At 39.8% G+C, this 20,102-nt stretch carries 20 protein-coding genes; 15 read left to right on the plus strand and 5 right to left on the minus strand.

Annotated elements, in window-relative coordinates; translation table 11 throughout:
• Nucleotides 1-49: 49 nt before the first annotated feature.
• Entirely contained in the window at nucleotides 50-898 is an 849-nt protein-coding gene (locus IRB79_RS08955) for a DODA-type extradiol aromatic ring-opening family dioxygenase (protein ID WP_243508146.1), read from the plus strand.
• Nucleotides 899-979: 81 nt separating this feature from the next.
• Here the strand turns inward: IRB79_RS08955 and IRB79_RS08960 are convergent, their stop codons facing one another.
• A complete protein-coding gene (locus tag IRB79_RS08960) occupies nucleotides 980-1,885 on the minus strand; it encodes a LysR family transcriptional regulator (protein WP_243508147.1) in 906 nt (301 codons plus the stop codon).
• A gap of 160 nt (nucleotides 1,886-2,045) precedes the next feature.
• Here IRB79_RS08960 and IRB79_RS08965 point away from each other — a divergent pair, with 160 nt between their 5' ends.
• Together IRB79_RS08965 and IRB79_RS08970 are read left to right on the plus strand one after the other, a co-directional pair.
• Nucleotides 2,046-3,821, plus strand: a complete 1,776-nt coding sequence (locus IRB79_RS08965) for a thiamine pyrophosphate-requiring protein (protein ID WP_243508148.1) — start codon at nucleotides 2,046-2,048, stop codon at nucleotides 3,819-3,821.
• Between the two features lie 114 nt (nucleotides 3,822-3,935).
• Nucleotides 3,936-4,994 (plus strand): TRAP transporter substrate-binding protein, encoded by a 1,059-nt coding sequence (locus IRB79_RS08970; RefSeq protein WP_243508149.1) that lies wholly within the window; start codon nucleotides 3,936-3,938, stop codon nucleotides 4,992-4,994.
• A 52-nt stretch (nucleotides 4,995-5,046) separates the two neighbouring features.
• On the opposite strand, the gene IRB79_RS08975 is transcribed toward IRB79_RS08970, so the two are convergent.
• Nucleotides 5,047-5,826, minus strand: a complete 780-nt coding sequence (locus IRB79_RS08975) for an IclR family transcriptional regulator (protein WP_243508150.1) — start codon at nucleotides 5,824-5,826, stop codon at nucleotides 5,047-5,049.
• A 17-nt stretch (nucleotides 5,827-5,843) separates the two neighbouring features.
• Nucleotides 5,844-6,629 (minus strand): IclR family transcriptional regulator, encoded by a 786-nt coding sequence (locus IRB79_RS08980; RefSeq protein WP_243508151.1) that lies wholly within the window; start codon nucleotides 6,627-6,629, stop codon nucleotides 5,844-5,846.
• Between the two features lie 131 nt (nucleotides 6,630-6,760).
• On the opposite strand from IRB79_RS08980, the gene pobA reads away from it, so the two are divergent.
• From pobA to IRB79_RS09035, 11 genes are all read left to right on the plus strand, one after another.
• Nucleotides 6,761-7,981, plus strand: a complete 1,221-nt coding sequence (pobA, locus tag IRB79_RS08985; RefSeq protein WP_243508152.1) for a 4-hydroxybenzoate 3-monooxygenase — start codon at nucleotides 6,761-6,763, stop codon at nucleotides 7,979-7,981.
• A gap of 300 nt (nucleotides 7,982-8,281) precedes the next feature.
• Nucleotides 8,282-9,334 carry a TRAP transporter substrate-binding protein gene (locus IRB79_RS08990; protein ID WP_243508153.1) on the plus strand — a complete coding sequence of 351 codons (1,053 nt, stop codon included), beginning with the start codon at nucleotides 8,282-8,284 and terminating at the stop codon, nucleotides 9,332-9,334.
• 23 nt (nucleotides 9,335-9,357) lie between these two features.
• The gene (locus IRB79_RS08995; protein WP_243508154.1) at nucleotides 9,358-9,930 is read left to right on the plus strand and encodes a TRAP transporter small permease; all 573 of its coding nucleotides are present in this window, start codon (nucleotides 9,358-9,360) and stop codon (nucleotides 9,928-9,930) included.
• Nucleotides 9,920-11,224, plus strand: a complete 1,305-nt coding sequence (locus tag IRB79_RS09000; protein WP_243508155.1) for a TRAP transporter large permease — start codon at nucleotides 9,920-9,922, stop codon at nucleotides 11,222-11,224. The genes IRB79_RS08995 and IRB79_RS09000 overlap by 11 nt, the downstream gene beginning before the upstream one ends.
• Nucleotides 11,225-11,277: 53 nt before the next feature.
• Nucleotides 11,278-12,630, plus strand: coding sequence for an aromatic ring-hydroxylating oxygenase subunit alpha (locus IRB79_RS09005; protein ID WP_243508156.1), 1,353 nt, complete (start codon nucleotides 11,278-11,280; stop codon nucleotides 12,628-12,630).
• Nucleotides 12,627-13,151: a 3-phenylpropionate/cinnamic acid dioxygenase subunit beta gene (locus IRB79_RS09010; protein WP_243508157.1), complete on the plus strand. Its 525-nt coding sequence runs from the start codon at nucleotides 12,627-12,629 to the stop codon at nucleotides 13,149-13,151. The genes IRB79_RS09005 and IRB79_RS09010 overlap by 4 nt, the downstream gene beginning before the upstream one ends.
• Before the next feature lie 326 nt (nucleotides 13,152-13,477).
• The gene (locus tag IRB79_RS09015; protein ID WP_243508158.1) at nucleotides 13,478-14,332 is read left to right on the plus strand and encodes a MurR/RpiR family transcriptional regulator; all 855 of its coding nucleotides are present in this window, start codon (nucleotides 13,478-13,480) and stop codon (nucleotides 14,330-14,332) included.
• 47 nt (nucleotides 14,333-14,379) lie between these two features.
• Nucleotides 14,380-15,762, plus strand: coding sequence for a YjiH family protein (locus tag IRB79_RS09020; protein WP_243508159.1), 1,383 nt, complete (start codon nucleotides 14,380-14,382; stop codon nucleotides 15,760-15,762).
• A 75-nt stretch (nucleotides 15,763-15,837) separates the two neighbouring features.
• The gene (locus tag IRB79_RS09025) at nucleotides 15,838-16,656 is read left to right on the plus strand and encodes a GNAT family N-acetyltransferase (protein ID WP_243508160.1); all 819 of its coding nucleotides are present in this window, start codon (nucleotides 15,838-15,840) and stop codon (nucleotides 16,654-16,656) included.
• 12 nt (nucleotides 16,657-16,668) lie between these two features.
• Nucleotides 16,669-17,778: an o-succinylbenzoate synthase gene (gene menC / locus IRB79_RS09030; RefSeq protein WP_243508161.1), complete on the plus strand. Its 1,110-nt coding sequence runs from the start codon at nucleotides 16,669-16,671 to the stop codon at nucleotides 17,776-17,778.
• A gap of 143 nt (nucleotides 17,779-17,921) precedes the next feature.
• Nucleotides 17,922-18,062 carry a hypothetical protein gene (locus IRB79_RS09035; RefSeq protein WP_243508162.1) on the plus strand — a complete coding sequence of 47 codons (141 nt, stop codon included), beginning with the start codon at nucleotides 17,922-17,924 and terminating at the stop codon, nucleotides 18,060-18,062.
• A gap of 70 nt (nucleotides 18,063-18,132) precedes the next feature.
• Here IRB79_RS09035 and IRB79_RS28020 read toward each other — a convergent pair whose 3' ends face one another.
• Together IRB79_RS28020 and IRB79_RS09040 are read right to left on the minus strand one after the other, a co-directional pair.
• Nucleotides 18,133-18,258, minus strand: a complete 126-nt coding sequence (locus tag IRB79_RS28020) for a hypothetical protein (RefSeq protein ID WP_275723147.1) — start codon at nucleotides 18,256-18,258, stop codon at nucleotides 18,133-18,135.
• A gap of 100 nt (nucleotides 18,259-18,358) precedes the next feature.
• The gene (locus IRB79_RS09040; RefSeq protein ID WP_243508163.1) at nucleotides 18,359-18,553 is read right to left on the minus strand and encodes an alpha/beta-type small acid-soluble spore protein; all 195 of its coding nucleotides are present in this window, start codon (nucleotides 18,551-18,553) and stop codon (nucleotides 18,359-18,361) included.
• A 278-nt stretch (nucleotides 18,554-18,831) separates the two neighbouring features.
• On the opposite strand from IRB79_RS09040, the gene IRB79_RS09045 reads away from it, so the two are divergent.
• Complete coding sequence (locus IRB79_RS09045) at nucleotides 18,832-20,100, plus strand: ammonium transporter (protein WP_243508164.1); 1,269 nt, start codon at nucleotides 18,832-18,834, stop codon at nucleotides 20,098-20,100.
• Nucleotides 20,101-20,102: the final 2 nt, after the last annotated feature.

The raw sequence follows: 20,102 nt of genomic DNA on the forward strand, positions 1-20,102 counted from the left end.
TTTAGTTGTCTTAGAGCGTGAAAAAACTTTTTAAAGGAGGATCAGATGAATGACAATTGAGCTAAGTGTGCTCGTACCCCATGTTCCAAGTATTTGCCATGAAGACCAGGTTCCAGACTTCCAGCAGCCAATGGTAAATGCAATGAAGGAAGTGGCCAAGGATATTGAACAAATTAAACCGGATGCGATTGTGCTTGTTTCATGTCACTGGCCGTCGACATTTTTTCACTATGTTGATGGTACACCAATACATAAAGGGATCTTAACAGCAATAGAAGCACCTGACTTAATTAAAGATGTACCCTACTCCTATCCAGGAGATGAAATGCTGGCGAATGAATTGGTGAGTGCTGGAAAAGATGCCGGCCTGCAAGTGCAATGCGTAAATGATCCATATTATGTATGGGATTATGGAAGTGTGGTACCTTTGAGATACCTTGTTCCAAAAGAGGATATACCTGTCATTAACCTTTCAGTTACATTAGCGGCAAGCATTGAGGAAACCTATCAATGGGGACAGGTTATTGCAAAGGTTCTGCGTGAAAGCCAAAAGCGGATTGTGTTTGTTTCGAGCGGTGCATTATCTCATAATCTGGTTAGGGGCAGGCATAATAAGCCTACTATCGCAGAACATGCCCTTGATAAGCAGTTTGTAGAGTTTGTCATGAATAATGACTACAAATCTGCTTACCAAATGCTTCCTGAATATGCGAGAATGGCGAAGGTTGAATCGGGTGGACGCCATTTGGCGATGCTTTTCAGCATGCTTGAAGATAATTGTACCCCATCCTATTTGGCGGATGGACAATCCTCAGGAAGCTGGAATGCTCTTATTACCTTTGAAAAAGCAAATGTATCATGTAATGGTGAGACCATAGAACGAGAATATGCAAACTAATAAAAAGATAAAGAAGCTGTGTAAATGTAGATTTACACAGCTTCTTAGATGCTTTAATTCAGCTTTAGAATTAGCTCCTTTTTATAATTTATTTTGGATATGATTGCTGTTCTTGTTAAATGTTTCTAGGAAACGTTTGGCTATCTGTGATAAATAGCCGTTTTTCAGCCAAATAGCATAAGTTCCTGTGGTAAGGTGGCAATCATTAATAGAAAGAACTTTAAGATTATCTCGGGAGTAGGATGTCGAAGCTGATGAAGGAAGAATAGCTGCACCGACCCCAGACTCAACTAGTGATAATAGGATGGTGGTATTTGGAGACTCTGCAACAATTTTTGGCTTTAATCCCCTTTTTGTGAATTCTTCAAGAAGCATTTCATAAATACCTTCTCCGTTTACCCGATGCAAAGCTACTAAAGGAAAAACAGAGAGTTCTTCCATAGTCACAGAATTCGTCTTGCTGCCAACTGGCCAGTCTTTAGGAAGTATACAAACAAAAGGTTCTTCTTCGATTGGGATATATGAGAAATTTTTCTTTTCGATGGGGGAACGAACGATTGCCAGCTCAATTTTTCGGTCAAGAATGTAATCAGATAAACGAAAAGGATCGCCTTCCCATATTTTAAAAGTGACGTGAGGATAATGTGCTTGAAAGTGGTGAATTCGTTCCGGAAGATAGCATATACACGAAATGGCTGTCCCGATATTGAGGGTTCCACGCAATCCTCCTCCTGCTTCTTTTACTTCATTGATAATATCATCGAAGTTATATAAATGCTTTTTCCCCTTTGTATATAAAATTTCCCCGGCTTCAGTTAATTCAAGTGATCGGCCATTACGAATAAGCAATTTTGTTCCAAGCTCTTTCTCTAAGTTTATTAACTGCTGGCTCAGGGGAGGCTGCGCCATATTCAACTTTTTCGCTGCAAGGGTAATTTGTCCTTCTTCTACAATGGTGACGAAGTATTTGAGCTGCCTTAAATCCATATAAACCTGCTCCTTGTCTGAGGTATACTTTTTAAGTATATAATTATTAGAAAATTAATATTTTTCATATATTTTACCATGTGATAGGATTTAATTAAACAGAGATGTAAGCGCTTAATAAAGGTTTAAGAAAAAAACGATTATGATAGGAGGAGATAATGTGAGTGTTCAGGAAGTGAACAAAGATTCAAGCAAAGCTTCAAACTATAAGGCAATATATACAACTGCGGACGCCATGCTGGAAACTTTACAGGAAATTGGGGTGAAATATATCTTTGCCAATTTGGGAAGTGACCATCCCGCCATTATTGAAAGCTTTGCCAAAGCTAAATTAGAAGATAAAGATACCCCTCAAGTTATTACTTGTCCTCATGAATTTGTGGCTATGAGTGCTGCACATGGATATGCCATGCTTACAGGAGAGCCGCAGGCTGTTATTGTCCATGTTGACTGTGGGACACAGAATCTAGGCGGGGCTATACATAATGCTGCAAAGGCGAGAATCCCAATTCTGATATTTGCTGGAACTTCACCTGCCACCCAGGAGGGGGAATTAAAGGGAAGCCGAAATGAGTATATTCATTGGCTTCAGGATTCGTTTGATCAGCGGGGAATCGTAAGAGGATATGCAAAATACGACAATGAAATACGAACTGGTAAAAATATCAAACAAATAGTATCACGGGCAATGCAAATTACTAAGAGTGATCCAAAAGGACCAGCATATTTAATGGCTGCACGTGAAGTAATGGAAGATGAAATAGAACCTTATGAAATTGCTCTAAAGAGATGGGGCTGCATATCTCCTGCTGCCATACCAGAAGATAGAATACTAGAAATAGCTGGCCGGTTGCTGAAAGCCGAAAAACCTTTAATTGTTACTTCTTATTTAGGGAGGAACCAGAAAAGTGTCCAGCAATTAGTTAAGTTATCTGAGAGATTGGCAATACCTGTACTTGAATCAGTGCCTAGCTATATGAATTTTCCATCTGATCATCCGATGCATATCGGTTATACATGGAATGAACCACATCAGAATGAACACTTGGAAGAAGCTGACTTTATTCTTGTAGTGGACAGTGATGTCCCATGGATACCGTTTAAAAATAAACCCTCTGAGAATTGCGAAATTATATTAATTGATATGGATCCATTAAAGGAAAATATTCCGCTTTGGTATATTCCAGCTGAAGGATTTTTTAAAGCGGATTCCTATACTGCCCTCTCGCAAATTAATTCCTACTTTAATAAACATCAAAGATTAATAGATGAATCATCCGTTTCAAAAAGATATAAAGCTATATCAAACATTCATAAGGCACAGAGACTGGAATGGAAGGAAATGGAGTATTCAGGAGAGGAATCAGTCATTACTCCTCAAATGCTGACAGGCTGCTTAAGGGAAGTTCTTAATGATGATGACATAGTCATTAGTGAAGCTATAACAAATTTTTCTACAGTTACCATGCACTTGCCAAGGAATAAGCCGGGTACTTACTTTAGCCCGGGAGCAAGTTCCTTGGGATGGAGCGGAGGGGCAGCTTTTGGTGCAAAGTTGGCCGAACCTGATAAGCTGGTTGTTGCTTTGACAGGTGATGGAAGTTTTATGTTCAGTAATCCAACTCCTTTGCACTGGATGTCAAGAAAATATGAAACGCCTTTCTTGACGATTATTTACAATAATGAGGGCTGGACAGCACCTAAATTTTCTACATTGGGAGTGCATCCAAATGGAATCGCCCAACAAACAGATGAATTTTTTGTTAAATTCAACCCAGCGTCTAGATATGCTGATATAGCTGAAGCGGCAGGCGGGGCGTTTGCTTGTATTGTTGGAAGGCCCGAAGAATTAAAAGATACCCTATTAAATGCTATTCATGCCGTCAAACATGAAGGCAAGTCAGCGGTAGTAGATGTCAGGCTGCCACAAGGCTAAATTCAAAGAAGATAGGGTATAAGCAGACTTCCGATAAGGCATCTAAAGAATAGCACGGTCAATCTCAATAGGTGAGACAGGCTTTAACAGGCCATTAAAAAGGGGTGGAATGCAGTGGGAAATAATCAGCAAATGATTAGACGGATTGGTATTTTTGGAGTTGCAAGTGTATTGACCTTTGCATTAACAGCTTGTGGCGGTTCTTCAGAAAAGACAGCAGGGGAAGAAGTAAAACCAGTTGATCTGGCTGTGTCCAGTTTTATGCCAGGCCAGCATCCCCAGCATTCGGATGTTATTGAGCCGTTTTTGAAAGAGGTTGAAAAAGCAACTGAGGGAAGAGTCAAAGGAACTATTTATTCTGGGAGTGCCCTGGGAAAAGCTAATGAACAATATGACTTAGCGGTTACAGGTACGGCAGCTATGTCAATGGCACTGCATGCTAATACTCCAGGGAAGTTCCCCTTAACAAGTGTTACAGAATTGCCGTTTATGGGGAAAAATGCGGAAGACGGTACCCGCATTTTCTGGTCATTGTATGAAAAATTCCCGGAAATAGCTGAAGAGCATGAAGAGACGAAAATCGCCTGGTTATTTAAGAATGATGCAGCCCAAATTTTCACTTCGAAAAAACCTATAATGAAAATGGAAGACTTAAAAGGATTGAAGATTCGAACCCCTTCTCCTGCTGGAACAGCCATTCTTGAGACGTTTGGAGCTACCCCTGTATCCATTCCTATGGATGGTGTATATGAAGCCATGCAGAAAGGAGTCGTTGATGGAGCTTTAGCTCCTGCATCGGTGATAACAAACTTCCAATTGTCTGATGTCACAAAGTATATAACCAAAGGGGATTTCTATACGAGCAGCTTATTCATGGTTATGAACGCCAAAACCTGGGAAAACATATCCCTTGAGGATCAAAAAACTATAGAGAATCTAATGGGGGAATCAGTGGCTATGAAAGCTGGTGCTATCTATGATGAAGACGGTGAGCTGGGCTGGAAGCAAGCGGAGGATGCCGGTATAGAAGTTTATGAGCTATCTGATAATGAAAAAGCAGAATGGGAAAAAGCCCTGCAGCCTGTTTATAGTAAGTGGATTGATGAAATGGAAGCAAAAGGGCTTCCTGGTAAGGAGATCTATGAAGAAGCTGTCCGTTTGAAAAATCAATGATCATATAATAAATGCGCCTGTCCCCAATGGGGCGGGCGCATTTATTGTTTAGTCAAATACATAAGTTGCGATTTTTTATTTTTTCAGAAAGTTCATTTGCAGCCCTCTTTACAATCTTCGCTAGCTCAGGAGCACTTCCTTGATTGATTCTGGAGGAGGGACCTGCAATGCTTATTGAATAAGAGGCTTTTCCTGGTTGAGAAAACACAGGAGAGGCAATAGATGATACACCATTATGCATTTCTTCTCTGCTAAAAGCATAGCCGTTTTTTTTAATCAGAGAAAGTAGGAATTTTAGTTTTTGTGGATTAGTGACCGTGTATGCAGTTAACTTTGGCAGTCCTTTTTCAATTACTCCCTTAATCACTTCCTCAGGCTGGAAAGCTAGTATCGCTTGTCCTGAACTTGTACAGTGGATGTAGTTTTGCTTGCCTGCATGTGAAAGAAGGTGTACATAGTTTACAGCATTAATTTTTTGCAAATAGATGACTCTATTATCTGTCAAGGTAGACAAATGTGCGGTTTCACCTGTCTCTTGGACTAATTTCCTCAGAATTTCAGGTGAATATTTACAGATATCATATTGGGACAGAATTGCCGTCCCTTTAGCTAAAATTGAGGATCCGAGCCGGAAGTTTTTAGACACAGGATCTCTCGCAAGGAAGCCTTCTTGCATTAGTGTAAATGTCAATCGATAAATGGTGCTGTTTCCAAGGCCTAATTTTCCGCTAAGTTCGCTTAAACTTAGTTCTGGCTCCTCCATTGTGAAGAGATTTAATAGCCTTAGTGCATTCCTCAGTGAGGAAACTCTCTCTGTTGGCAGCATCTCCATTTAGTCTCCCCCTTACTTTAAATATCTATAAAAACTGATTCAAGATACCCTAATCTTTTTGAAATAGCCTCTGCTGTTTTGGTGATTTCTAATACGAGTTCCATCATTTTGCTTTCCGAAATTCTTTGTCTTGGACCGGCTGCACTAACTGCAGCAATGACCTTACCGGTATAATCTCGGATAGGTGCAGCAATACTGACTACATCTATATGAAGTACATCAATACAAATGGCAAAACCTTTTTCTTTTATGTATTGAAGCTCTTGTAAAAGTTCTTCCTGGTTAGTAAAACTATTTGGCCCCATTTGCGGAAGCCCCTTGCTAATCACCTCAATAGTCTTTTCCATAGGCTGATGAGCTAACATAATCAGGCCTGAACTAGTGCACACAGCAGGATTGTCTTTACCTATATATGAAAGTAGCCTGACTGGGTGCTTACATTCAGTTTTTAGTAAATAGATGATCCTGTCATCTTCCAATATGGAGATGTGAGCTGTTTCTCCAATTCTATTCACCAGTAAGTTTAATGGCTCGACCGCTTCCCGATGAATTTCCAAATGAGTCGTAAGGACGCCAGCCAAGCATAAAAGGGATAATCCTAGGCGATATTGTCTGACGGATTTTTCCAGGTAACCCTCATCTACCAAATCTGCAACTATGCGGCTAACAGAACTTTTGGGTAAATTTAACTCACGGGAAATCTCTGTTATCCCCCACAAAGGCTTATCCTTTGTAAATAATTTAATAATGGTAAGTCCGTTCTGGACTGATTGCAATAACTTTTTCGATTTACTGGTAGCCAAATAAACCACTCCAAAAAAATTCATAGTTGTTCCATATAGAAGAAAAAGTTTCTTCTATTCAGAATATTCATATTATAACATGAGTATTGAAAGCGTTAACATATAAAATAAAAATAAAGGAGATTGGTAATTTGCGTACACAAGTAGGAATTATTGGAGCAGGACCTGCAGGACTAATGTTATCTCATTTACTCCATCTGCAGGGGATTGAAACGATTGTTATTGAGAAGAAGTCACGGGAAGAAATTGAAGGCACTATTCGTGCAGGTGTGTTGGAACAGGGAACAGTGGATTTGCTGAATGCATCCGGAGTAGGAGAAAGAATGATAAAAGAGGGGCATGTTCATCAGGGCATAGAGCTGCAATTCAATGGAAAAAGGCATCGGCTAAACATGCAAGAATTGACAGACGGCAAAAAGATTACTGTCTATGCCCAGCACGAGGTTATCAAGGATTTAGTTGCTGCAAGGGTGCAGGCTGGCGGGGAAATTATTTTTAATGCTGATCATGTGAGTTTACATGATATCGAAACAGAAGAGCCTAAGATTCGCTTTAAAAAGGAAGGAATGGAGCATGAGATTACATGTGATTTCATAGCTGGCTGTGATGGCTTTCATGGGCCAAGCCGTCAGGCCATTCCAAAGAATCTCCGTACAGAAAAGCAGAAAGTGTATCCTTTTGGATGGCTTGGTATTTTGGCTGAAACCCCGCCGGTAAATCCTGAACTAATTTACACAAACCACGAAAGAGGATTTGCCCTAATTAGTACACGTTCACCCGAAGTCCAGCGCCATTATCTTCAGGTAGATCCAAATGATGATATAAAGAATTGGTCAGACGACCGGATTTGGACGGAACTGCATGCTAGGGTTGATAGTGAAGATGGATTTAAAATGAAGGAAGGTCCAATCATACAAAAAAATATCGTATCGATGCGAAGTTTTGTTTGTGAAACGATGCAGTATGGACGTTTATTTATTGCCGGTGATGCAGCGCATATTGTACCGCCTACAGGGGCCAAGGGATTAAATCTTGCTATCTCGGATGTATATGTCCTGTCAAATGGCCTGCTGCAGTTCTATCAATCAGGCAAAAAAGAGATCCTTGACCAATATTTTGAAATATGCCTGCGCAGAATCTGGAAGGCACAAAGATTCTCTTATTGGATGACAACCATGCTGCATCGAGATGTCAACCATTCATCCTATGAATATCAAATCCAACTCGCAGAGCTGGATTATGTGACATCCTCAATTGCCGCATCGACTAGCCTGGCTGAGAATTATGTTGGTCTTCCATTTGAAATTCCTGGATATAATTTTAAAATAAATTCTGCCAGTTTGTCAGTTTAATTATTTCTTTGCAGCTCATAATGAGGCGCCTTTAGCACTCATTATGAGTCTTTTATTTTAAGGAAAAAAATAAAAAATTTTTGATATGTTGCACATAGAGCAACTGACCCCTTGTTGCTGAATAAACAATGAAATAACATAAAAATAAGAAAATATAAAAAATTTAATATATTCAAAACGGAAGGGGGTCTATGAAATAGTTCGCTGTTTATACATTTTTAATGATTAAAATGAAAGCGTTTTATTTATACAAATGCCAGAATTTTAATGAAAGATTTAATGGCAGAAAGGAAGAGAAAAGTGAAAAAAACAACAAAGTTTTCATTTGCGATTTTGATGATATTGATGCTGATGGTTTTCACTGCATGTTCAAGCAGTTCTGGCGGTGAGGCTGATGCTGATGGGAAAGCGCTCGAATTTAAAATGGGACATATGAATTCCCCAGATCATGTCCAAGACAAATTAGCTATGGCACCTTTTAGTGAAGAGGTTGCAAAGGTTACAGAAAATAGAGTGAAATTTAAAATATACCCTGGCGGAGCCTTAGGCGGCCCTAAAGATACTTATGACAATATAGTTACAGGGATCATGGATGCAGGTTGGGGACTTCAGGGATACAATGCAGGGAAATTCCCAGTTCATTCTGTTCTGCAGCTTCCCTTTCTTACTGGCGGCAACGGTGCTGAATTAAGTGTTGTAGCTCAAAAACTGTATGACACTTTCCCGGAAATTCAGAAAGAATATGACGATGTAAAGCTGCTTTGGGTACATGCTGCCGATCCTTATGCAATTATTACAAAAGGGAAAGCTGTAAGAAGTTTTGAAGATGCTAAGGGCTTGAAGTTAAGAACACCATCAGTAGAAGCTGGAAAAATGATCGAGTCCTGGGGAGCAACACCTGTTTCACTTCCTGCACCGGAGATTTATGATGCTATGCAAAAGGGAGTGATAGATGGAGGGGTTCTGCCAGTTGCAGCAATCAAAGACTTTAACTTATTTGATGTAGTGGATTATGTTACACTGGGGGATTTTAATACGAGCATTTATTATGTTGCAATGAATAAGAATAGCTGGGACAAGATCCCTAAAGAAGATCAAGAAATGATAAATGAACTAATCGGCGTTCCAATGGCAGAAAAAGCCGGTGCTGCATTCGATAAACAAAAAGAACTTGCAGAGAAAGAAGCAAAAGATGGAGGCACGGAGTTCATTACTTTATCAGATTCAGACTTACAGAAATTTAAAGATGCATCAAAAGGTGTAACGGAAAATTGGTTATCCGAAATGGAGAAAAATGATGTTGATGGCCAAAAAATCTATGATGAAACGGTTAAGTTAATAGAGAGCAAGTAGTAATACACTACGAGGTGATATAAATGGAACAAGAATTACAAAAAAATATATCGTTGGGCAAAGTAATTCCCAGCGAGCTTTCCTTTCTTCAAAAATTGACACTTTTTCTAGAAAAACTAACCCTAACAATAAACAATATCCTGCATAGAGTCTCCAGCATCTTGCTTTTCTTATTAATGTTTCTAACTACCGCAGATGTAATAGGGAGATACTTTTTCAATAATCCGATAACAGGAACATATGAATTAACAGGTCTGGCACTTGCATTGATGATTTTCTTTAGTCTTGGCTCAGGGCAAATCTTCAAAGACCATATTGAGATTGATTTTTTGACAAGTAAAATGCCTATTAAGGTTCAAGCAGTATTGAGTGGAGCGGCCTCTCTTATTTTATTCACTCTAATGTCCCTAACAACCTGGCAATTAATCGAATATACCAAGAGGACCTGGCAGGGAAATGAGTTAAGTGGAGATTTAGGATTACCGCTGTATATTTTTATAGGTTTGACAGTATTTGGTGCTTTTTCTTTTACCCTGACTTTTCTATTAGATGCTTTTCAGTCATTCATAAAGGCGGTGAATAAAAATGAGTCCTGAGGTAATTGGTGTTATTGGCATCTTGTTGTTGCTCACTCTGATCCTCTTAAGGGTATCCGTTGGTCTTTCACTATTCCTGGTTGGTTTTTTAGGTGTTTCATGGCTGTCTGATTGGAGTGTGGGTTTATCCCAATTAGGCTCTTCTGCATTTGGGTCTGCCAATAATTATGGTTTGAGTGTTATTCCCCTCTTTATTTTAATGGGAATGTTTATGTCAAATACAGGTTTAGGCAAAGATCTTTTTGTTGCTGTTGATAAGTGGATTGGCCATTTTCGAGGCGGATTGGCAATTGCAACAGTTGGTGCAGCTTCCATCTTTTCTGCAATTTCAGGCTCATCTAATGCCACAACAGCGACATTATCGAAAATATGCATTCCTGAAATGAATGAATATCAATATAAAAAAACCTTTTCTACTGCAGCAGTAGCAGCTGGCGGTACATTAGGAGTACTGATACCTCCGAGTGTCCTGCTGATAATTTATGGTGCACTTACTTCTGAACCCATTGGACCATTATTAATAGGAGGTCTTGTGCCTGGTATTCTAATGACACTCTTATTTATGCTGATGATTAATATACAAGTCCGATTGAATCCTGAAATCGCTCCAACAAAGCAGGTAGTTTCTACAACGAAAGAAAAATTCTCTTCTTTAAGAGGCATCTGGCCATTTCTGCTAATATTTGCAATAAGTATTGGCGGTATTTATTTTGGTGTATTTACTCCGAGTGAAGCTGGTGGTATTGGTGCAATTGGAGCATTTGTACTTACTGTACTAACTAAACGTTTGAAATTTAAAGGCTTACTATCATCTTTGGATGAGACTTTGAGATTAACAGTTATGTTATTTTTGATTTTAATTGGGGCGGCTTTATTTGGGAAGTTTTTAGCTTTAAGCCAAATTCCAATGTATTTGACTACGCTGGTAGGAGGGCTTGATGTATCTCCATACGTAATATTGGCTTTAATCCTGGTTGTTTATTTCATATTAGGGATGTTTCTTGAAGGTATTGCCATAATGACACTAACACTTCCAATAGTATATCCGATTATTACTCAATTAGGCTTTGATGGTTTATGGTTTGGCATCATAATGATCATGCTTATCAATATTGGTGTATTAACTCCGCCTCTGGGATTAAGTGTTTATATTATTAGCGGGGTAGTGAAAGATGTTCCGATTGAAAAAATCTTTAGAGGAGTAATTCCAGCAATTTGTACAATGGCGGTGTTAACTATCATACTCATTATTTTCCCAGAAATAGTAACATTTCTGCCGAGCATGATTAAGTAAGGCGAGAAAAGGTTATGAATGAATTTTAATATACTCGGAGGGGATCCTGAGACATGATAAAAAAAACATTGGATGAAAAGGCATTTCAGTTATTGAAGGAAAAAATGGAGCAGGGCTTGTTTCCGCAATGGGTGCTTACAGATCCAGATATTTATGAACTGGAAATTGATAAGATATTTGGGCACACTTGGCAGTTTCTTGCTCATGAAACAGAGCTTAAAGATTCAGGCAGTTATGTTACCAGATGGATGGTTAATGACCCGGTCCTTCTTGTGAAGAATAGGAAAGGTGAAATTAAAGGTTATTTAAACTCCTGCACCCATCGGGGGACACAGTTATGCACGGCTGATCATGGAAATAAAAAAAACTTCACTTGCCCTTATCATGGCTGGAGCTATAACTTAGACGGTGAATTGATTGGAATTGTAGCAGGCAATAAGGTTTATGGAGAAGAAATGGATAAATCAGAGTGGGGTTTAAGAGAAATTCCTCAAGTCGCAAGTTATCAGGGAATGATTTTTGGATGCCTGGACCCTGTAGCTATGCCATTGGAAGAATATTTAGGTGATATGAAATGGTATTTTGATATATTGCTTGGCAGGAGTGACGGCGGAATGGAAGTGAGAGGCCTTCCGCAGCGTTGGGTAGCAAAAGCGAATTGGAAGGCAACGGCAGAAAATTTTGCAGCAGATCCTTACCATGTCCAAACAACCCACAGGTCGACAGTCGAGCTTGGAATCAGTCCGGAAGATCCCCTATATGCCGGATATGGGCACCAGATAGTTACCGAAAATGGACATGGCATAAATGTTATCACTTCTAAAACAGGTAAAGCCAGAGTTCCTTATCAAGGCACTCCTGAGTCCATGTGGCCGATGTTTAAGAAGAATCTGACACCGGAACAGGATGAAATCTTATCTGGAGTAACCGTTTTTGTTGGAGGAGTTTATCCTAATCTTTCATTTGTAAGTCCCATTCATGGGACTGAAGGGCATCTGCATAATTATTTGAATTTTAGGATGTGGAGGCCTATAGGACCTGAAAAAGTAGAGGTCTGGTGCTGGTTTCTTATAGACAAGGCAGCCCCGGAAGAGTATAAGGAAGCTGCTTATAGGGGATATTTAGGTTCCTTTGGCCCTACTGGCACTCTTGAACAGGATGATACAGAAACATGGGCAAGGATTGTTGAAGTCAGCAAAGGGCTAATGATGAGGGATAAAGAATTAAATTACAATAATGTCAGCAATTATTTAATGGGTTTTGATAGGGTTGAACCAGATGAATCCTTCCCTGGGCCGGGAATCGCCTATCCGACAACTTATTTAGATGCTATTTCGAGAAGTATGCATGAGAATTGGTTTAAGCTAATTTCAAAAGACCTCTTTGTAAAGGAGGCTGTAAAATGAGTTCATATTTGTCAATTCCAATTACAGCCCACTTGCAAATGGAGATAACTAATCTTCTTAACATGGAGGCTTACTATTTGGATAATGGGAAATATAAAGAGTGGCTTGACCTATTGTCTGACGATCTCACATATAGAATGCCGCTTAGGGAAACACTTGAAGGAGTAGGAGCCAATAATGTATCCAAAGATGCTTCATTCTTTGAGGAAACAAAGAAGTCGTTAACCACACGGGTAAATCGTCTATATACAAAGTCTGCATGGGTAGAGAATCCGGCCACCAGGCAGCGTCACTTTATCTCAAACATCATGGTTGAGAGCACGAAAAATCCGGAAGAATTTAAAGTGAGAAGTTATTTTTTATTCAAAAGAAGCAGAGGATCAACCCATGATATAGAGGAGATGTTTGGCGAGAGAAATGATATCGTAAGGAAAGAGAGTAATCAGTGGAAGATTGCATCAAGAACAATACTCCCAGATCAATCTGTCATTACGACAATGAATATGAGCATGTTTTTATAACACTAAAACCACTAAAGGCTCTCTTTAGTGGTTTTTTCGATTCTATTCAATTTCAGGTGATCACTCCAAATTTCCGGCAGTTTTTAAGGTTTATAGTGCATAAAAATAAATTTATTTTATTAAAAATACATTTTTATCTTGCTAAAGAAGTATTTCATCCTTTAAAATTCTCTTAAAGAAGGATTCCCTTCACGAAAAAAATAGATTTCTAGATAAATATAAATAAAAATAATTTTGAATAGTAGAAAATCTTCTTGTTTGAGAAGCATTTCATGCTTTATACTTTGCATAAGAAGTTTTTCCTTCACTATTCATGAGGAGCCGGCATGGATAAGAAAAGAATGAGCCAGATGATTAAAGAAAGCTATTCCTCACTCTCGCCAGGACAGAGGAAAGCAGCTGAATTTATTATGGAGCATGCTGATGAAGCGGTGTTATTAACAGCATTTCAAGTGGGAAGAAATGCAGGAGTCAGTGAGACAACGGTCATTCGGCTTGCATATGCACTTGGATTCAGCGGTTATTCTCAAATGCAGGATCGAATCAGAAAAGACTGGCTTGCCGGGAAGCAGCAGGATGCCATTGAAAATGATTCTTCCATAGAAAATGCAGCGAAAGAGAACCTGTTTAGGAGAGTCATTGATCAAGAGAGGAAAATACTTCTGCAATTGCTTGAACAGGTTGATGAAAGGGAAATTTGGAAAGCGATTGATGCATTAATCCGCGCAGACAGGGTTTATGTCGGGGGTTTTGGCAGCTCTTTTGCCGCAGCATACTGGTTTTATTACACACTTAAACAAATAAGGGGAAATGTTTATATCTCAAGCCCTAACGGTTTTCTTCCTGAGGATGTGTGTGATTTAACAGAGCAATCGGCCGTTGTCATTTTTTCTTTTCCTCGTTATCGGAAAGAAGCGTTAAGGCTTGCTTCTTTTGCTGAAAGGCAAGATTCCCGGATTATTGCCATAACAGACCGCCAGCTGTCGCCTATCGGGCAGATGGCAGAAGTTACACTTACTACAGATGAGCTAATGGATTCTGGACATCATTCGGTAGCTTCCGTAATTAGTTTACTGGAGGTATTGATTGCAGGTATCGATGAACGGGACCAAGAAAGAATTGCAAAAAGACAGCAGGAACTGGAAGTTTTGTATGCTGAACAAGAGCTGTTTTTTGAATAAGTCTGAACAGCGGGGAGTTAACCAGAAAAATAAAGGGGGCAAAATGAATGAGCAGTCTATCAAAGAAGATGATTCAGCAGGAGGAAAGGGAATCCTACACAGCCGGGGACTATTTAAAATTTCTAATTCCTTCTCTGGTCGGGGTTTTACTATTTATGGTACCGATTCAAGGAGAAGATGGGATTACTATCCCGGTTGCTTATTTAGCAAATCAAATTAATGGATTACTGGGAGATTCCATACCTTCAATTACTGTTTTTATCATGGCTCTTTCAGTAATTGGCTCGCTGATAGCAGTAATTTTTAAGCCGGGCTTTATCTTGAACAGCCCATATCTGAACAAATTACTGAATGTCAGTAAATTTTGGGTGGCAGCCCGTTTGCTTGGAACAGTTTTTGCTATTATTACATTATTTGAGTTTGGTCTGGAACCGGTATATTCAGAGAATACGGGCGCGCTCTTAATCTATGATCTAATTCCTATACTATTTACTACATTTCTCCTGGCGGGTTTATTGCTGCCGCTTCTATTGAATTTCGGTCTACTCGAATTTTTTGGTGCATTATTGATTAAAGTTATGAGGCCTGTTTTTAAGCTGCCGGGACGTTCTTCGCTTGATTGTCTGGCGTCATGGGTAGGTGACGGGACAATTGGCGTTCTGTTAACGACAAAACAATACGAAGAAGGATATTATACAAAGCGGGAGGCAGCGGTTGTAGCAACAACCTTCTCAGTTGTTTCCATTACTTTTACGATTGTAATTATTCAATATTTAAACTTAGAGCAATATTTCGTTCATTACTATTTAACGATTATCCTGGCTGGTCTGGTGGCAGCTATAGTAATGCCTCGAATTCCGCCTTTATCAAGGAAAGCCGATACGGCTTATGAAGGGACAGAGCTCAAGGCGGAAACGAATATCCCTTCTCATACTACACCTATAAAATGGGGATTAAATAATGCCATAAAGAAGGCGCGTACAAATAATAGTGCTGCAGCAGTTGTAAAAGAAGGTTTTGAAAACGTTTTGGACATGTGGATGGGAGTTCTGCCAATTGTTATGGCGATTGGAACGGTTGCACTGGTAATTGCTGAATTCACCCCTGCTTTTACCATTCTTGGCAAGCCGTTTGAACCGGTCCTGGCTTTAATGCAAATACCGGAGGCTGCAGAAGCGGCCCAGACAATGGTGGTTGGATTTGCAGATATGTTCCTTCCAGCTGTCATCGGCAGCGGCATTGAAAGTGAAATGACAAGATTTATTATTGCTTGTGTCTCTGTAACACAGCTGGTATATATGTCTGAAATGGGCGGCCTGCTATTAGGTTCAAATCTGCCTGTCAGCATTAAGGACTTAATTCTTATTTTCCTTCTGCGTACTATTATAACGCTGCCAATTGTAGCAGCTGTGGCTCATATTATATTTTAGAAACTTTATAGCATTCGTAAAAAAGGCAGCATATAGGCCGGCATATATTTTGGTTATCCAGGAAAGGGGAAGGTTATGAAGCAAGAAGCGTTAACATCATTGGTAATTAAAAACCTTCATACAGTTAAGGACCTTGAAGCTGTATACGAACTTGAAACTCGAATATGGAGTGTGGAAGAAGCTGTGCCGGTTAATCATACAGTGGCAACGGTTAAAAATGGCGGGTTTGTGTTAGGAGCGTTCCTGGAAGAGGAACTGATCGGCTTTCAATACAGCTTTCCCGGCTTTAACGGCACAAAGGTATATCTTTGCTCTCACAGCCTTGGCATTCACACAAAGTACCGGGCATTCGGGATTGGGGAAAAGCTGAAAAATGCTCAAAAAAAGACAGCGCTTGAGAAAGGCTATGATCTCATTTCGTGGACATATGACCCTCTTGAAACGGTTAATGCCAATCTCAATCTGCATAAACTCGGGGCAGTATGCACTCAATATATTGAAAATGCTTATGGTGAAATGTCAGACCATATGAATGCAGGCATACCATCTGACCGATTTTTAGTGGAGTGGCGAATTAAAGAGGAATGTCCTGAACGTCAATGGTCTGAAGATGTTCTGCCGCTGGCATTAGAAACAGGTATGACGGATGGTTTTTATGTTCCTGAAAATACAAAGTTGTCCCATGATAATGAAAAAATTCTTATACCGGTTCCTGGGAATTTTCAGGATATTAAAAAGCGGGATTTTGAATTGGCTTTGAAGTGGAGAGAGAGCACGAAAGAAGTATTCGTTCATTATCTCAGTAAAGGCTGGATTGTAACGGATCTGAAAAAGGACGTAACCGCGGAAAACCAATACTTATATCTCTTGGAAAAGGAAAAGGGATACTGCTAGGAGAATGGGAAGATGGAAATTAAAAGCATCGTTTTAAGGCACGTCAAAATGGAGCTGCTGAATCCATTTACTACAAGTGTCGGAACAGAAGTGGATAAGGACTTTATTCTGGTAGAAGTAAAATCAAAAAGCGGAGAGTCAGGCTGGGCTGAATCGGTTTCCATTATAGAGCCAATATACAATGAAGAAACAGTTAAAACAAATTGGCATATAATGAGTGATCATTTAATACCGATCCTTTTTGCATCAGAAATTCGGCACCCTGATGATGTTTCAGAGGCTTTCAGGCCAATCAGGGGGAATTTCAATGCCAAAGCAGCGATCGAGGGTGCTGTCTGGGACCTGTATGCCCGGGAGAAAGGGGTATCTCTGGCAAAAGCTTTAGGCGGAGTAAAGGAAAAAATAGAAGTGGGCGTAAGTGTGGGTATCCAGGAGTCAGAAGTAAAGATGCTCAAGCAAATTGAAGGTTATGTAAATGAAGGATACCGACGGATCAAGGTAAAAATCAAGCCTGGCTGGGATGTGCATATTTTAAAATCCATCCGTGCCCAATTTCCTGAAATACAGCTTATGGCTGATGCCAATTGCGCCTATACACTTAATGATATTGATCACCTTCAAAGGGTGGAGGAGTTTAATCTAATGATGATTGAACAGCCTTTAGATCATGATGATATTATCGACCATGCCAAGCTTCAAAGTCATCTGAAAACGCCAATTTGCCTTGATGAAAGTATACATACCTTTGAGGATGCCAGAAAAGCGATTGAGCTTGGAAGCTGCAGAATCATAAATCTTAAAATCGGCCGGGTTGGCGGACTGACAGAGTCCAGAAAAATTCACGACCTTTGCAAAGATCATAACATTCCAATGTGGTGTGGCGGAATGCTTGAAGCTGGAATAGGCCGTGCGCACAATATTGCCATTACTTCACTGTCCAATTTTACGCTTCCTGGCGATACAGCGCCATCCTCCCACTACTGGAAGGAAGATATCATCGATCCTGAAGTCACTATGGAAGATGGATTTATATTTGTGCCTCAAAGTCCTGGAATAGGCTATGAACCTAATCGTTCCAAAATAGAGGATGTCACTCTTTATAGCCGGACCTTCTCTAAATAATAAGATTTTCTTTATTATCTAAAAAAGTCGGTGCAGTTCACCATTGCGGTGAACTGTTTTTGTTTTTAGAGCTGTCTATAGGCATATTCCAATCCGTGTAGAAACAAGATAATAGCAAGGTAAGCATAAAGGGAGGGTTAATCGTGAAGGAACAAGATAAACAAGACATTGAAGGATTAAATCAGATATTTGAAATTATAAATGCCAAAGGTGATAAGGGAGAAATTAATGAAATTTTGAAAAGGCAAATCAGTAAAATGTGTGAATCAGAAAATGAAAAGTAAAGGATATAGTTTAATTTAAGATCACAAAAAAAGGCAGTCAAGTGACGTGCCTTTTTTTGTGTATGACAGTTTATTTTTTCAGATCTTTTTTTGTAATTTCGCTTCTGATATCTCCCTCTCTTGAGAACTCCGTATCCTGTTTTTTGTTATTAGGATATTTGTTTTTTCTTTCGCGGTTGTCATTTTTGTTGGTCATGGGTATGCCTCCGTTCGGTAAGTCTGCTGTTGAGTGAAACCATTTTTTTAATAACCGGCCCATGGACAGGGCCGGCTAAGTCCAGCAAATAAAACATACTCTAATGATTTTGCTGGTTTTTAAGCTGTTGTTCTGCCATTGCGACAAGGCGCTTTGTCATCTCCCCGCCGACAGAACCGTTTGCTCGTGCGGTCGTATCAGCACCAAGCTGAACTCCAAACTCATTGGCGATTTCCTGTTTCATTTGATCCAATACATTTCCTGCACCGGGTACCAAAAGTTTGTTTCTTGCCATGATACATCACTCCCGACGATTATTTGAGCAAATTAATGCTCGTTGTTAACTTAACCGATTAATGAAAGACAGATGCAACTATAAAATTGCCAATCATTTTAATCCAATTATAAAATTCATGTCAGATTATATAACATAAAAATTATAAATTTTCTAAAAACAGATTGACTTCTATAAAAAATGGAGTAAAATAAGGATTAAATTAAATGATGTTAGATAATATAACATTAAATTTATATTAATTCTTACATCAAAACAATAACAGGGAGGAATTACAATTGGATGCCACTTTTTTAATGAACAGTCTGTGGGTTATGCTGGGAGCAATTTTAGTCATTTTTATGCTTGGCGGTTTTATTATGCTGGAAGCCGGTTCTACCAGGATGAAAAATGCTGGGCATATTGCAGGAAAAACGATCTTTACCTTTGGTTTATCATCATTAGTGTTTTGGGCAGTGGGCTTTGGTTTCATATTTGGCGGTAATGCAAATATCCTCGTTGGGCTTACAAATTTCTTTTACTCAGGTGCTGAACTTGAGGGGATGGGCTTATCTTCTTCGGTATTCTTCGTATTTCAGCTGGCATTTGCCGGTATTGCCATCACGATTGCACTAGGCGGATTTGCTGAACGTGCAAAACTATCCGTTTACCTCATTTTCACCGTATTATTTTCCGCAATTGTTTATCCTGTCGTTGCACATTGGATTTGGGGAGGAGGCTGGCTTGCAGAACACGGCAAGCAGGACTTTGCTGGTTCAACAGTTGTTCACTTAACAGGAGCTATGGCAGCCTTGGCCGCTACTATACTACTTAAGCCCCGAATTGGAAAATTTAACAAAGACGGTTCAGCTAACAATATCTATGGCCATAACCAAGTATATACAGCCCTGGGTGTGCTGATTCTGTGGGTTGGCTGGTTCGGTTTTAACGCTGGGAGTACATTGACTGTGGAAGATGGGTTCTTTGGGTTTGTAGCTCTTAACACCAATCTTGCTGCCGGAGCAGGTGCGGTAGCAGCACTGATTATTTCCTGGGTGGTTATGGGGAAATCCGATGTGCCGACAATGCTTAATGGTGCTCTGGCAGGCCTGGTCGCTATTACAGCTTCCTGTGCATTTGTGGATACATGGGCGGCTGTTGTCATAGGGTTTGTAGCAGGAATCCTTGTATTCTACAGTGTGCGTTTCTTTGAAAAGAGAAAAATCGATGATCCCATCTTTGCACTATCTGTTCACGGTGCAGCTGGGGTTTGGGGAACATTATCCACTGGTTTCTTTGCAACACCTGAATTGGCAGTTGTCGGAAAGCCTGGATTGTTTTATGGGGGAGGTTTTGAACAGCTGGGAGTCCAGTTCATGGGTGTAGCTGTCTCCGGTCTTTATGCTTTTGCTGTATCCTTCATTATTTTGGCAGCTGCCAAGAAAGTATTGGGAGGACTTCGGGTAACAGAAGAAGAAGAAATTATGGGATTAGATTTAAGTGAACATGGAAGCTACGGATATCCGGAAGTCTTCATGGCTGATGAAAACAAAAGTTTAAGCTCGTAACA

The sequence above is a fragment of the Cytobacillus oceanisediminis genome (genome assembly GCF_022811925.1).
Lineage (GTDB): Bacteria > Bacillota > Bacilli > Bacillales > Cytobacillaceae > Cytobacillus > Cytobacillus oceanisediminis_D.